Source organism: Paenibacillus sp. WC2504, from assembly GCF_052682475.1.
Genome location: NZ_JBQZFH010000001.1, coordinates 4,733,357 through 4,747,069, shown reverse-complemented (window position 1 = coordinate 4,747,069; position 13,713 = coordinate 4,733,357). Strand labels below are relative to the sequence as shown.

The window sequence follows — 13,713 nt, the reverse complement described above, 5'->3', positions numbered from 1 at the left end:
AGTTACTTTATTTTGTATGATTGAGCTTTCATCTCATATCCGATATACTGAACACACAACAATCCATAGAATTCATGTGGTTTTCAGTTTATAGACGGATAGATAGAAGGATAAGGTGGTTGACCGTAATGTCCCGGGTGCGTATTTTTACTGACAGCACGTGTGATTTAAGTGAGGAGCTCATTCATCGTTACCAGATTGAAGTTGTCCCTCTTTATGTTGTTTTTGACGATGTATCGCTAAAAGATGGCGTTACCATCAGACCTGACCGGCTCTTTGAACTCGTAGATGAAAACGGCAAACTGCCCAAAACAGCAGCGCCTTCTCCAATCGATTTTGAGAGGGCGTTTGAAGGGGCTGTGCAGGCTGGGGATGATGTCGTCTATATCGGACTTTCGTCGGAACTCTCTTCAACAATTCAAAATGCATCCATAGCGGCTGCAAATTTTCCTGATGATAAGGTTACCGTAATCGATTCTAGAACTCTATCAACGGGGATTGGCTTGCTAGTGTTGAAGGCTGCTCATTCGGCTCAGGAGGGCAAGAGCAGTTCGGAAATCAAATCCATGATTGAGTCATTTCGATCCCATATTGAAGTTGAGTTTATCATTGATACTTTGGAGTACTTGCATAAAGGCGGAAGATGTTCGAGTGTCCAGCATTTCCTCGGAAGTTTATTGAAGATTAGACCTGTTGTGAAAGTGATTGACGGGGCTATGACATTGACGGACAAAGTAAGAGGGAAAAGGGAGAAAGCGCTTCAACAATTACTGGATAATGCACTTGCTTTAAAAGATGAAATGGATACGGAGCTCCTGTTCGTCACTCATGCTATGGCGGCCGATGAAGCTGCGTATGTCAAAGAGCAGATTGAACAACAAACCAATATAAAGCAAGTCTACATAACCGAAACCGGGTGTGTGGTATCCAGTCACTGCGGACCTCGCACGCTTGGCATCTTTTTCGCCAAAAAATAAGAAATGAGTGTACACAACATGACGACAATCAAGATTATCACTGACAGCAGCTGCGACCTCCCCAAATTGATTGTGGACGAGCTAGGGATCACTATAGTACCTTTGTCCGTACATTTTGGAGAGGAGTGCATGCCCCCTCACATGGAGCTTTGTGATTTCTACGCGAGAATGAAAACGGAGAGTGTACTGCCTAAAACGTCTAGTCCCTCGCCGCTGCATTTTCTCACGGATTATCAAAAAAAAGCTGAGGTCAATCAGGATATTCTTGTGATTTGTCTTTCTTCTGCGCTAAGCAGTACGTACAATCATGCCCTTATGGCCAAAGAGATGCTCATAGAGGAAGGTTATCAAGGACGTATTGAAGTTATTGATTCGAAAACGGCTTCACTAGGGCTTGGTGTACTAGCCTTTAAAGCAGCCAAAATGGCCGAGAATGATGTTCCTTTTGAGCAAATTGTAGAGGCGATACGATGTTCGGTTGCTTCCTCGGGGACGCTGTTTTTCTTAGATACATTAGAAAATGTAATTAAAGGTGGTCGGCTTGATCGGGTCCGAGGGGCTGTCGCTTCAGTTTTGAATATTAAACTCGTCATGAAAGCCAGTGAAGAAGGCTCGATTGAAGTCATGGATAAAATCCGCGGCACTCAGCAAGCGTTGAAACGAATGATCGCCAAAGTGGGGGAAGCTGTTCACGACTACGATAAAGATGTGATTGCCGTCGCACACAGCAACTGTGAGGAAAGAGCGCGCGAGGTTCTGAACCAACTCCTCCAAAAACATCCGTTTCGTAATGTGCTATTCGCGAACATGGGTACCGTCATAGGTACGTATGCTGGAGAAGGCGGCGTGCTGATCGCTTATTAAATAAGACACCTGATTGATTTCTTGGGCACTTGCCTAAGAAGAATCAGGTGTCTTTTTTTAAGGTAAATCTGTTGTGACAATGTCAGCATCATCAGTCGAGACAAGAGGTGATAATTCGCCAGGAGCCATCAACCACAACTCATGAAGCGCGCGCGTGCAGCCTACATAAATCAATTTGGCATCCATAAGCGTTGCTTCGTAATGTCCGGCCGTTACATCCATCAGCAGAACGGCGTCAAACTCCAGTCCTTTGGTTAAATAAACCGGTACAACGGAAATTCCTCCGCGATACACACGCTGTTTGGATGTGATGAGATTTGTTTCTATGCCGGCTTTGGTCAGGACGTCATGCAGGTCCTCAGCCTGCTTCTCCGTACGAGCAACAACGGCAATCGTGCTGGACGTTCCTTGTTGTAACGTCATGATAGCCTGCAGCAGCAGGGGAATTCTTTCTTTGAGGTCTGACTGCAAGACGCGGACTTTGTTCCCGCTGCGGAACACGGGGACGGCAAGGAGCGGGTTCTCGACACCTCGTTGCAGCACCAGATTGGCGAACTGGATGATTTCCATCGTTGATCGATAGCTGCGCTCGAGTTCGAAGTAGCCGCCTTGCTCTTCCTGAAATAAACTGGAAAATTCCTTCCAGTCTTTGATGCCTTGATAAGCATGGATTCCTTGCGACAGATCACCCAGAATCGTAAAGGAACTGTTGCGCGTATAGCTATCAAGAACAGCCACCTGGAAAGGTGAAAAGTCTTGGGCTTCGTCAATAACGACATGGTCGAACAATTGGTCCGATGGAATGCCATAGAGACGTGTATGAATATAAAGGAGTGGAGCGAGATCTTCAAGCTGCACTTCTTTTTTCTTGAAAAGCTTCAGTGATGCGCTGACAATGGGCTCAGGAAGCTTATGCAGAAGCTCTGCAGGTAAGCTGTCCGGACGGTTTGTTTCAGCGAACAGCATTTTGTAGAAGCTGAATGCCGAATGCTCCGGCCAACTGGTTAAATAAGTCCGCAAACGCTGCGACGATTTCTTTTTCAGCTCTTTTTTCCGGGTTTGCTCCCAGATTTTGTCGAGCTGCATTTCCATCCAACGCTTGATACGAGCTACGACGCGTTCGCGACGTTTGACGAGCGGATAATGCTTATTCTCGACGAAAAACCATTCGCGGATGTTCGCAAGCGGCAGCTTAACGCCCTCCCAAGGAATGAAATCCGCCGTTGGGACGTAGGAGGATTCGAATTTCGTCAAGCAGTCATCCAAATATTGTTTAAAGTCAATTGAACCTTTAAATCTGCCTGGGGCGTTATCATCGACCGGAGGTCTTTTGCTGCCAAGTGAGAACCAGGTTTGCAGGGTGAGCGCTTGATCCGCTAACTTGACTTCTTGATCGAGCACATCGAGCGCCCAATCGGTAAAAGTACTCTGCTGAATATTGCCGACACCCAGTTCAGGCAAAACGCCTGATATGTAGTCGAGGAACATCGAGTTCGGTGCAAAAATAATCATTCGCTCAGCACGAACCTGTTCACGGTATTGATAAAGTAAAAAGGCGAGACGATGCAGGGCAACCGTCGTTTTACCGCTTCCTGCGACCCCTTGGATAATGAGCGCGGTATTTTTGGCAGCACGGATGATACGGTCTTGCTCCGCTTGAATGGTGGAGACGATATCGCGAAGCTTGTTATCTTTATTTTCCCCTAATCGATAGAGCAAAAATTCGTCGCCAACGGCTAAAGAGTCTTCGGTGCGATCATAAGTGTCCACGACGCGCTGAAGAATTTGCTTGCGCACCACGAGATTTCGCTTCAAATAGACAAGCCCCTCGATGAGACCGTCCGGTGAATCGTAGGAAGCAGCATCAAGTCCGCCTGTGAACGAGTAGAACAAGCTGGCCACCGGTGCGCGCCAGTCAATAACGAGCAGTTGACCGGTACGTTCGTCTTCTACGCCTGATTTGCCGATATATAGCGGCTGGGATGAAGCGGTGCCTGACTCTTGAAAATCCAAACGGCCAAAATAGGGTTCATCAACCGCTTTGGCTAAGTTGTTTCGCCCATTTTCTCGTGCGACTTCTAACGCTTGTTCCGTTAAATCGGGACCGTAATAGACAGGCGTGGCTCTAAGCCTAGCCAGTTGTTTGTCAATTTCGATATTCGTTTCTTCGAGTCGCTGCAGTTCTTCTTGATAGGCACTTTGAGTCTTTGTGTCCAAGATCAGTTACCTCCTAAGATCAGATGGTGTGTCTATTTTGCGAATAAACAGGTAAACAATATAACACACCTGTCAGGATATGGGAAGCTAAACCGTTTAACAGGAAGATATTTGGGGGTGTTGGGAAACAATGCTATAATGGACAAGTAGTTATTTTATCATTGAAGGAGTAGATTACTGTGTCCATTTATGATATTGAAGTTCAGACCATTACGGGAGAAACGAAATCACTCTCCGATTACAAAGGCAAAGCATTACTTATTGTCAATACAGCAAGCGCTTGTGGACTTACGCCTCATTACAAAGGCTTGCAGAGTTTATACGAGCAATATCAAGAAAAGGGCCTCGTTGTTCTAGGATTCCCTTGTAATCAATTTGCCGGTCAAGAGCCAGGGACCAATGAAGAAATTCAAAGCTTTTGCGAGCTTAATTACAATGTCACTTTCCCGATGTTTGCAAAAATCGATGTGAAAGGTGAACACGCTCACCCTTTATACACTTATTTGCTAAGCCACACACCAGAACCTTACCGCACTGGCGATATTGAATGGAATTTCGTGAAATTCCTTGTAGATGCAAACGGCAGCGTAGTCAAACAGTACAGCGCGAGAACGGAACCTTCCGATATTGCAGCTGATATTGAAGGCGTTTTAGCTTAAAGGCATTCCGAAAAAAGTTGTTGCATTGCTGACAACCCCCCGCTATAATCAGTAATAATCATGACAGTGAAGGAGTCGAATCAATATGAAGAACACAACTTGGTTCGTACAATTTCATTATTTTTATAGGCGTTAGCACATACCTGAACTTATCAGGGTGGGCTAACGCATTTCGCGTTGGCCTCCCTGCGAGATAGCAATTCGCGCAGGACCATAGGTCCGGCGCGTTTTTTTATCTCGGGAGAAGGGACTAGGTGAAGGTATGGGAAACAGCAATCAAAGGTATGAGAGTCCGGAAGATGAAAGTCGGTTCATGAATCACCTCGAACAAGCCGAAGTAATCCTGTTGGCACCTAAAGCTTCATCGAAAGTGAATGAATGTATACGTGAACTAAAGAACGAATTGCAGCTAGTTGGCATTGGGGTAAGGATGGAATGTCTGACTTCAGATTTTGGGAAGCATATAGCGGAAGGGCTTGGCATGCGCTTTGTCATCTCAATAAGTGCGGAGAGCGAAGTCAGCTTAATGGATTTGCAAGAACACACAGAGGTGACGATGCCTTGGGATCAAGCGATTTATGTGATTGAGAACGTGTATCCGCCGCCCAATTTTACATAAAAGGAAAACGGAGTGAAGAGGAAGATGGGAATTCAATATGGATTTGTTTATGCGCATCCGGATGATGAGACTTTTCTCAGTGGATGCTTAATTCGCAAGTATGCGGATGAAGGCAACGCTCCTGCGCTGCTGCTAGCAACGCGGGGAGACGCAGGCCGGCAGGGGCTGGAGAGAGCGACCGATAAGTCGGAGCTTGCCAGGCTGAGGGAAGAAGAAATGGCAGTTGCCGCTGAAGTGTTAGGAATTTCAGTTGTGGAACATTTGGGCTTCCCGGACGGTCAGTTGGCGAATATTGATTTCGACGATCTGGTCGCAGGCGTTATTTCATTTCTACAGCGTTATGAGGTGGAGAATGTATTCAGCTTTGCAGAAGATGGTGGGAATGGGCACCCGGATCATGTCACTATATCCAAAGCAACGACAGCAGCTGTTTTAAGTGGGAAATGCCCAAGTGTTCGCAAGCTTTACTATGCGGCTTCTGGCATTTTGCGGGAGCGAGGGCTTCAGCCTTCGATTGTCGTCGATACGGAGCAGGGATGGTCAGTCAAAGCAGCTGCCCTGAAAGCTCATGCGACTCAGCATGTGGCCATTGCTAAATATTTTGGCGATTTGGAGGTTTTTCCAGAGGTGCGCAGATGGGAAGCTTTTGTACTGGGATGGGAAGACGGTGTGATGTGGCCGGAGATGGCGGGAAGACAGTAGGCTGATAAAAGTCAAAACATCATTAACAACAAATGCCATTCGTGCATATGGATAAGTAGGTTGCGAAATTTTGGACAAGGCGGGTAGGCTATAGATGACCATGATCATAAAAGTTGAAGCTGTGCTTATTGCAGATAATCCAGCTACATTTGTGACAAGAGAAATTGACGGAGCCGAGTTGAAATTTGGCGGAATTGAAGGCGATAGGCATTTTGGCATATTTGCCAAAGCTGATTCGAGACAGCCCATGTATAAGAGAGGCACGGAGATCTTTAATCGTCGTCAACTTAGCCTCGTATCTATCGAGGAGCTTCAAGGAATCGCAGACCGGCTAAGTGTTGATACGATTCGGCCCGAGTGGTTGGGAGCGAACATTCTGGTGAGCGGCGCACCTGAGTTAACCAAGCTTCCCATGGGCATTCGCATGATGCTTTCAAGTGGTGGCGGGTTAGTATGCGAGGGAGAAAATGAGCCCTGTGCGGGACCGGGCAGAGTGATCGCGGAGCAGTATGACGACAAAAGTTTAACGAAACATTTTATCATCCAAGCGCAGAAAAGTAGGGGGATCGTCGCTTATGTGGAACGCCCAGGCGAAATAAAGCCAGGGGATCATATCGAGATTCATATTTAATTATTTTTTATTTTGATGACGACCTACCCCCTAAAAACAGATCGCCGTTGCGAAAGCTATTTTTGATTGGAAATAGTCTGGTAAAAGATGGCTCTGGAAGGTGTAGAGAAATGACATTAAGCAACTGTGAAGCGTGCGGAAAAGTTTTCATAACGCAATATGAAAAATGTTGTAAACCCTGTGCCCAGCTGCTTCTGATCGAGTCGCATAAGGTCAAAGATTTTGTTCGCAGTCATCCGGGTGCCACATTGATTGATGTGTATCATGAGACGGGCGTATCGCTCAAGACGATCAAAGAGTTGATTCAGGCTAATGAGTGAAAACGAAATCGTGATTTATTTTCTACATACATAAAACAAAAATAAGCGGACATACTATCTTTGACGGTGAAAGCAGAGAGGTGTCGTGTCAAAGACAATTTACACCAAGGGAAGTTGTTGTTGAATCCGTATAGAAGCGAGGAGATGTGCCGCAGAAATCATTAATGTGGTCAGGTACTACAATAGTGTGATGAGGTAGAGACCGAGCTCAGTAAAGGTTCATAGCATAAGTACCATAAATCTATTCACCGTCAATGAGGACTCCGAAAGGGGTCCTTATTTAATTAGCAGTACATTTTTCCGTTAGAGGCGTGTTGAGGCCCAATTACAGCCAAATGGTTGCACAATGTACAACATAGAATGCTGCTCCAGTCGCAACCTGATTATGAGTGATAAACGGTGTGACGGAGTGAGGTGACGAAGGGACGGCTTAGCAGCAAGTCGAAAGCTTAAGTTGCATTTTTACATAGAACGTAATGGTGTTGTCTGACCGCAAATGTGGTTGCATGAAAAAATCCCCCGGTGCCATCAACTCGAGGCAATCAGGGGATTTTTCGATTTGGTCATCGCTTTGCAAACACATCTAGCAGCAGCTCATCCTTTACGGGATCCTGCATATCCCAAGCTGTTGCAAATCGGACCTGATGCGAAACGCCGATAATCTCGTATTTCTGCACGAGATGCTGGCGGGCGGAGCCGATGATCAGGGAATGCAGCCGCAGCTGCTTTTTTTGGCCCAGCAGGGCAAGCTGCTGCTGTGTTACTTTGGAGATCTGGCCAACGCCATCGGTGACCATCACGAAATCGGCATCGCGAAACTGCGGCTGATGCTGAACGATGTCCATGCCTCTGCTGAGCGGGGCATCGAAGTTGGTGCCGCCGCCGAAGGCAAGCTGCGCAAGACCATAAAAGCGGTCCCAGTCGGGACGCTTGTAAGACAAGATGTGCTCGACAAGCTCGCCTTTGGCGCCAAACAGCAGTAGGACGAAGTCCCGCCGCTCGAGAAGCGCAAAGGAGGCGAAGGTCGCGGTGAACAACTGGGCAAGCCGGAGCTTGTTGCCGCGCATTGAATGCGACGTGTCGAGCATACAGATCACGGGCCCTTTTTGCGGTTCTGGAGAGGAACCGCTGTAGTTATAAGTCATGAGCTTGTTTTCCATCCATTTGACGAGAAAATAAGGCTCAAAATCTTCATCAGCGAGCAGACTGGCTTCGCTGGGCAGCAAATGCGCAATGTCTCCGGAGTGCCGCAAGTCATCGTAGGATTCAGGGACATACAGGGAGCGCTGCTTCTTCCGCTGAACCCGCAGATGATGGATGTTGCGGCCCACCTCTTGCAAGAAAGCCACCAAATCCTTGCTGCGCTTCAGCTTTTCAATCCACTGCACGTAGTGCTCGAACGTCTGCCTCCGCAGCTTACCCAGCTCGCTGCCCCAGCGCCGGTTCGCGAGCCGCTGACTCGCCTGCACGAGCTCGTGCACATTAAAGCTGTCCATCTCTTCGAGGGACAGCGTCTCCTTCAAAGATCGCCCGAGCCAGTCACCCAGCTCGGACTCAAGCTCCTGCATCGCGGCGAGATCGCGGGCGCTCATGCGGTCCAGCTGCCGCTTCCGGCGCTCGAGTTCCTCTTCCGCCTTGCGCAGCTTGGCTTTCAACTTGTCGCGTTTCATGAACTCCGTCCGCAGCTCGCTTTGTAATTCCAAGATGCGCTGTTTCAACGCGCGGATCTCGTCTACGACTAGTGGCCGCGAGTCGGAAGCCTCTTGCTTGTCCTCAACAGCTCGTTTCCCTTGCTGCAACGTATATCCAACAAGCCTCAGCTTCTCAATCTGCTTATCGGTGAGCCGCTCGCTGACGCTTTTGTCCTCTTGACCGCTCATTTGCTGTTTTTTCTCCAAACCGATACCTATTTGCTGCTGTTCCTTTTGCCGTTTTTTTACTTCTTTCTCGTACGACTCCGTCAGCCACATTAGCGCTTTGAGCGCTGTTTTGAAGGAAGCGTTCACTTGTCCGATTGTGCGCGGATGAATGGAGACATAGAAGTATTGTTTGGTCAAGGTCAACACCATCCAACGATGGAAAGGTGTTTCCTCGGAAGCTGCATCGATCTCAGGTTTCGTTAAGTAAAAGCACATGAAGAAATCGGCAAACAGTTCAAGCGAAAACCAAGGAGCTTGCCGCACCGCTTCTCGCATCCACTCCTGTGCGACGCGGGAAGAATGAACATAACCCTCAAACACATACCGATCGACCCGTGTGCAGCGAATGATCATAGCGTAACCTCTTATAGGGTATAGTCGTACAAGATTCCCGGAATTTCACGGTCAAACAATGTGCGATATAAGCCTTGAATGGATTGTAGAATGCGTTCACCCTGGATACGAAGGTGCGTAAATTTAACGGCATACTGCTCGGGATGCTGCAGGAAAATGGATTGTGAAGCAATCCATTCGGGCAATTTTTTTTCTTTTTCCTGCCAAGTGACAAGCCTGCCGCGCAAACTGCGTGCCGTATCCTCAAGCTCAGTGCGGCATTCTTCCAAGCTGCCCTTCAGGCGTTCAGCGGCGTCTTTTGATAAGGAACCGCCGATTTCTTTTTTAAATTGGAAGGCATGGAGCTCATCTTCCTTGTCCAGCCATTTTTTAACCGTCATATTGTACTGCTGCAGGGGAAGCTCCTGTTCCATCTCGCGTTTGAGCATATCCTGAAATAACGTATCAAAAACCGCTTTAACTTCAGGCAAATCCTCTGGAAAATCCCAAAGCATGTGCGGAGTGAGGACGGTGTCCCAAACGCCAACGGTACTTCGTCCGTGAATAGCGGCTGAAATTTTCCAAGTGTGTCCTATTTTATTCCAACGCCGATCGGAGAGTACATATTCTTTCTCTTGAAGAGCTGTTTTCAACTGGAAGAGCATGTAAATCAAAGCATCCGGCAATTGCACATCCATTGCTTGTGATCTCAATTGGTTAATCAGCTCTGTTGAAAGCAGCGTGGGAAGAGGTGATTTCGGCGCTTGAAACATCAGTTCGAAGCTGGAAATTTGCTTGACATACTCCACTTCAAATCGGAATAAAAAGCGATCGTAAAGTGCAGCCAGCTGCTCGTTATCTTCTGGCAATTCGTTGGAGGCCGCCATTAAAAATAACAGAGGCGACGGCTGCTTCAGACGTCCGTTGAAGAAAACGCGCTCATTTAATATCGATAAAAGGGAGTTAAGAATCGCACTGTTTGCTTTGAATATTTCATCCAGGAAGGCAAAACGCGCGCTAGGCAGATATCCTTCCGTGAGGCGACTGTACTCATCTTGTTTTAATTTTTGCAAAGAAACTGGGCCGAATAGCTCGTCCGGCGTCGTGAAGCGAGTCAATAAATAGTCGTAATAGGGCTCATTGCCGAATAATTCTGCTGCAGCTCGGGCCAGCTGCGATTTCGCCGAACCGGGAGGTCCGACCAATAGGACATGTTCACCGCTCATGATAGCAAGGAGCAAGACTCGGATGAGTTCTTCACGCTCCATGAACCTTTTCTCGAGATGCCCCATAGCTTCTCTTAATTTGTTCTGTATGACGATGGGATCTTTCATCATCGGTGTCCCCCTTGGCGTAGACTTCAGCAATATTGTATCAAACTGATCTGTAAACATCGAATTTTCAGGAGATCTGTCTCTTCATGAGTCACTTACCTTAGTCTGCTCCTAATTCTGCCTTGTATTTGCAGTTCCTTCTGGCGAATGAGAAAATAGGAGCATATGTGAAAAAAGGAGTGATTTTATGCGAATTGGTGTCATTTCCGATACGCATCTATCTGCGAGGGTACTTAAGCTTCCGGATGCGCTGATAGCGGGATTAAAGGGTGTTGATCTAATTCTGCACGCAGGAGATTGGGTGAGTGAGCATGTCGTCGATCTCGTCGAGCAAATTGCTCCATGCGAAGCCGTGGCCGGGAATAACGACGGTCATGACATTATAGAGCGGTTTGGTTTGAAAAAAATCGTTACCGCCGGGAAGTATCGAATCGGCCTTATTCACGGTGACGGCTTCCGTAAGACAACAGAGGAAAGAGCCCGGGAAGCATTCCGGGAAGAGCAGCCGGACATCGTCATTTTCGGGCATTCGCATATTCCTTATCATCAAACCGTCGACGGGATCGTGATGTTCAACCCGGGTTCACCAACGGATAAGAGAAGGCAACCTCAATATTCCTATGGCATTATCGAATTGAGCGATCGTATTCTGGCGCAGCATTATTTCTATGAGAGCAAAGCTTAATCCCGGACTAGCGTGTGCACGTCTTGCTCCACTTCGTCTACATTCGACGAATGTTAAATAATTCCTTCATGCTTTTCGTTCGCACTTAGGTATTTACCGTGTTACTCGCTAACAGAGAGACATACACTGACAATGTTCTTATTTGCGAATGGTGGTGGTGTTTAGGTGCGAACGACAGTAGGTGTCTTACTTGATTTAAAAACGTATATGGGGATTGCAAAGGGAAGAACCGGGAACGAACGTATAGCGTTGTATGATCGAGCAGGCAACAAGTGCGGAATCAAGCCTTTCTATATGTGTTTGAGGTATGTGAACAGGAAATCAGCACTGGGTTATTTTTACTCCAATCATAAATACAAGCTTGTCCGGAAGAATATTCCTCGTGTTACACATAACCGTGCGATAACCTTAACGCCATATTTGAAAAAAAAATTAAACGAGCTATCACGCTATAGCTACGTATTTAATAGGCAGAATCGCTATGACAAACATCTCATTCATCATCTTATTCATAAGAATGCACATCTCCGCAAGTATTTGCCGGAGTCTACGAAATACACACGCAAACAGTTGGAGTCGGCTATGTCCAAGTATACTTCACTCTTTATTAAACCAACGAACAGCAGTGTAGGGAATGGCATCATGAAAGCATCCAAGCAAGCGGGCGGAGCTTGGAAACTACATGGTGTTTTCAGCAAACCTAAGCTTGTATCCCGGAAGCGGGCCATACTTTTAATAAATAAAAAAGTTCGCAATCAATCGTATATGATTCAAGAAACCATACCCTTAGCGACTTACAAAGGCAGGCCATATGACATCAGGGTGTCTGTGCAGCGAAGTGAGAGCGGACAATGGCAGATCACAGGCATCGTGGGCAAAGTCGCGGCTAGAGGCCGTCATGTGACCAATGTAGCGAAAGGGGGCCAAGTGAAGCGCTGCGAGGAGCTTTTTAAGTTGAGCGGGTTTAATGCCGCATACATGACGGAGGAAATACATCAAGCATCGTTAGCGATAGCGAGGCATCTAGGCAGTAGCCTGCCTCACATGGCTGATCTTGGGCTTGATGTCGGTGTGGATCAAAGCGGAGTCATCAAGTTAATTGAAGTGAACGGAAGAGATCAGCGTTATTCCTTCAGAAAAGCGAAAATGACGGCAACTTTTTATAAAACCTATGAAACTCCGATAAAGTACGCGAAATTTTTGTTGAAAAAATGACAGCACGAAATGACATTCCCGGGAGGCCGAGAGTGTTTTTCGAGCTGGCTGCATCCGTTTTCTGAAGATACTAGGTTTCGATTTCCTTCAGCCTGTTAAGCGCATCGCCGGCAATGGTATAGGTCGGGGACAGCTCGTAGGCCTTTTCATAGGCGTTTATTGCCTCTAGGTTATTTCCTAATTTTTCCCAGCATAAACCTAAATAATAATAGGCATGAAAGCTGCCTGTACCTCGCAATATCAGATGTTGCCCTGTCATGTCCCCCGACTCAATGCAATGCCGAAAAACGTCAATTGCCGCAGCGTACCACCCCTTCAAATAGCAAATGACACCTTTATAGAAATGAAGATCGACATAATCGGGATACAAGGCAATGGCTTTCTCAATACCGGGCCAGGCGCCATCGATGCTCCCTGTGTTAAAGAGGATGGCATATTTCAGTTTATACAGCATAGAAGGGGGCATTTTACCTGATTGAATGAAGCGGACGATGGATAGATTCACATACTCAAATGCTTTGTCATATTGATGCACGCGATAGTACTCGCTGGCTATGTGGTATTCAATCCATGGATTAGAAGTTGCCGCTGGAGTGCTTGCTTCCTGCTGCAGCAGGGTCATATTGCGGGCAAACTTGTTTTTCTGAATCGTAATTGGCTCCATATATCCGCGGTGAAATAATTTGAGAGGTATCGTTCCCAAGATGTCCGTCGTGTCGCGATCAAGGAAAATATCGTCGATATTCAGTGTTTCATGGATGGCATATTTAAACTTCAGCCCGATGTGATTGCGAAAAAAACGTGGATGAGCAATATGAAATGCTTCGTCTTCATTTGGCGTTTCGCCAATATAATTGACTAAATGGAGGGATAAGACAGAGGCTTGTGTCTCTTGTAGCACCTTATGCAAATCGAAATCACCTAGAGGCGATAGCTCCTCATCGGCATCCAAATAAAGGATCCAATCTGACTTTGCATGCTGCAGCCCATAATTCCTGGCATCTGTAAAATGGTTATTCCATTCGTAGGCAAGGACAGAAGCCCCCATGGAACGGGCAATCTGCGCGGTGTTGTCCAATGAACCCGTGTCCACGACGATCATTTCATCCACCCAATCTTGGACACTTCGTAAACAGGCTTCAATTAGGCGTTCTTCGTCTCTCACAATCATGCACAGCGAAACTGTTGGGCGGCTCATCCAAAGGCACCTCCGGTTTATTCACTTATGGCCATTGATA

13 protein-coding genes are annotated in these 13,713 nt (G+C 46.9%); 9 read left to right on the top strand and 4 right to left on the bottom strand.

Features of this window, described 5'->3' with window-relative positions:
* The first annotated feature begins 128 nt into the window (after nucleotides 1–128).
* Both ACUN27_RS21450 and ACUN27_RS21445 read left to right on the top strand, forming a co-directional pair.
* Nucleotides 129–977, top strand: a complete 849-nt coding sequence (locus tag ACUN27_RS21450; protein WP_445559574.1) for a DegV family protein — start codon at nucleotides 129–131, stop codon at nucleotides 975–977.
* Between the two features lie 18 nt (nucleotides 978–995).
* Nucleotides 996–1,841 (top strand): DegV family protein, encoded by an 846-nt coding sequence (locus ACUN27_RS21445; RefSeq protein WP_315949670.1) that lies wholly within the window; start codon nucleotides 996–998, stop codon nucleotides 1,839–1,841.
* A 57-nt stretch (nucleotides 1,842–1,898) separates the two neighbouring features.
* Here ACUN27_RS21445 and ACUN27_RS21440 read toward each other — a convergent pair whose 3' ends face one another.
* Entirely contained in the window at nucleotides 1,899–4,058 is a 2,160-nt protein-coding gene (locus ACUN27_RS21440; protein ID WP_445559573.1) for a HelD family protein, read from the bottom strand.
* Between the two features lie 179 nt (nucleotides 4,059–4,237).
* On the opposite strand from ACUN27_RS21440, the gene ACUN27_RS21435 reads away from it, so the two are divergent.
* From ACUN27_RS21435 to ACUN27_RS21415, 5 genes are all read left to right on the top strand, one after another.
* Nucleotides 4,238–4,717 carry a glutathione peroxidase gene (locus ACUN27_RS21435; protein ID WP_315949672.1) on the top strand — a complete coding sequence of 160 codons (480 nt, stop codon included), beginning with the start codon at nucleotides 4,238–4,240 and terminating at the stop codon, nucleotides 4,715–4,717.
* A gap of 262 nt (nucleotides 4,718–4,979) precedes the next feature.
* Nucleotides 4,980–5,336: a hypothetical protein gene (locus ACUN27_RS21430; RefSeq protein ID WP_315949673.1), complete on the top strand. Its 357-nt coding sequence runs from the start codon at nucleotides 4,980–4,982 to the stop codon at nucleotides 5,334–5,336.
* A gap of 24 nt (nucleotides 5,337–5,360) precedes the next feature.
* The gene (locus ACUN27_RS21425; RefSeq protein WP_445559572.1) at nucleotides 5,361–6,038 is read left to right on the top strand and encodes a PIG-L deacetylase family protein; all 678 of its coding nucleotides are present in this window, start codon (nucleotides 5,361–5,363) and stop codon (nucleotides 6,036–6,038) included.
* Between the two features lie 94 nt (nucleotides 6,039–6,132).
* Entirely contained in the window at nucleotides 6,133–6,669 is a 537-nt protein-coding gene (locus ACUN27_RS21420; RefSeq protein ID WP_315949675.1) for an MOSC domain-containing protein, read from the top strand.
* A gap of 110 nt (nucleotides 6,670–6,779) precedes the next feature.
* A complete protein-coding gene (locus tag ACUN27_RS21415) occupies nucleotides 6,780–6,989 on the top strand; it encodes a hypothetical protein (RefSeq protein ID WP_315949676.1) in 210 nt (69 codons plus the stop codon).
* A gap of 563 nt (nucleotides 6,990–7,552) precedes the next feature.
* Here the strand turns inward: ACUN27_RS21415 and ACUN27_RS21410 are convergent.
* Nucleotides 7,553–9,262 (bottom strand): hypothetical protein, encoded by a 1,710-nt coding sequence (locus ACUN27_RS21410; protein ID WP_445559571.1) that lies wholly within the window; start codon nucleotides 9,260–9,262, stop codon nucleotides 7,553–7,555.
* A gap of 11 nt (nucleotides 9,263–9,273) precedes the next feature.
* Nucleotides 9,274–10,575, bottom strand: coding sequence for an AAA family ATPase (locus ACUN27_RS21405; protein ID WP_379174428.1), 1,302 nt, complete (start codon nucleotides 10,573–10,575; stop codon nucleotides 9,274–9,276).
* Between the two features lie 187 nt (nucleotides 10,576–10,762).
* Between ACUN27_RS21405 and ACUN27_RS21400 the strand changes: the two genes are divergently transcribed.
* Both ACUN27_RS21400 and ACUN27_RS21395 read left to right on the top strand, forming a co-directional pair.
* Nucleotides 10,763–11,260, top strand: coding sequence for a metallophosphoesterase family protein (locus tag ACUN27_RS21400; RefSeq protein WP_315949679.1), 498 nt, complete (start codon nucleotides 10,763–10,765; stop codon nucleotides 11,258–11,260).
* Nucleotides 11,261–11,425: 165 nt separating this feature from the next.
* Nucleotides 11,426–12,475, top strand: a complete 1,050-nt coding sequence (locus tag ACUN27_RS21395; protein WP_315949680.1) for a YheC/YheD family protein — start codon at nucleotides 11,426–11,428, stop codon at nucleotides 12,473–12,475.
* 70 nt (nucleotides 12,476–12,545) lie between these two features.
* Here the strand turns inward: ACUN27_RS21395 and ACUN27_RS21390 are convergent, their stop codons facing one another.
* Complete coding sequence (locus ACUN27_RS21390; RefSeq protein ID WP_445559570.1) at nucleotides 12,546–13,673, bottom strand: glycosyltransferase; 1,128 nt, start codon at nucleotides 13,671–13,673, stop codon at nucleotides 12,546–12,548.
* Between the last annotated feature and the right edge of the window lie 40 nt (nucleotides 13,674–13,713).

Coding starts and splice junctions, on each gene's coding strand:
- ACUN27_RS21450 (WP_445559574.1), top strand. CDS start 129: ATGTCCCGGGTGCGTATTTTTACTGACAGCACGTGTGATTTAAGTGAG.
- ACUN27_RS21445 (WP_315949670.1), top strand. CDS start 996: ATGACGACAATCAAGATTATCACTGACAGCAGCTGCGACCTCCCCAAA.
- ACUN27_RS21430 (WP_315949673.1), top strand. CDS start 4,980: ATGGGAAACAGCAATCAAAGGTATGAGAGTCCGGAAGATGAAAGTCGG.
- ACUN27_RS21425 (WP_445559572.1), top strand. CDS start 5,361: ATGGGAATTCAATATGGATTTGTTTATGCGCATCCGGATGATGAGACT.
- ACUN27_RS21420 (WP_315949675.1), top strand. CDS start 6,133: ATGACCATGATCATAAAAGTTGAAGCTGTGCTTATTGCAGATAATCCA.
- ACUN27_RS21415 (WP_315949676.1), top strand. CDS start 6,780: ATGACATTAAGCAACTGTGAAGCGTGCGGAAAAGTTTTCATAACGCAA.
- ACUN27_RS21410 (WP_445559571.1), bottom strand. CDS start 9,262: ATGATCATTCGCTGCACACGGGTCGATCGGTATGTGTTTGAGGGTTAT.
- ACUN27_RS21405 (WP_379174428.1), bottom strand. CDS start 10,575: ATGAAAGATCCCATCGTCATACAGAACAAATTAAGAGAAGCTATGGGG.
- ACUN27_RS21400 (WP_315949679.1), top strand. CDS start 10,763: ATGCGAATTGGTGTCATTTCCGATACGCATCTATCTGCGAGGGTACTT.
- ACUN27_RS21390 (WP_445559570.1), bottom strand. CDS start 13,673: ATGAGCCGCCCAACAGTTTCGCTGTGCATGATTGTGAGAGACGAAGAA.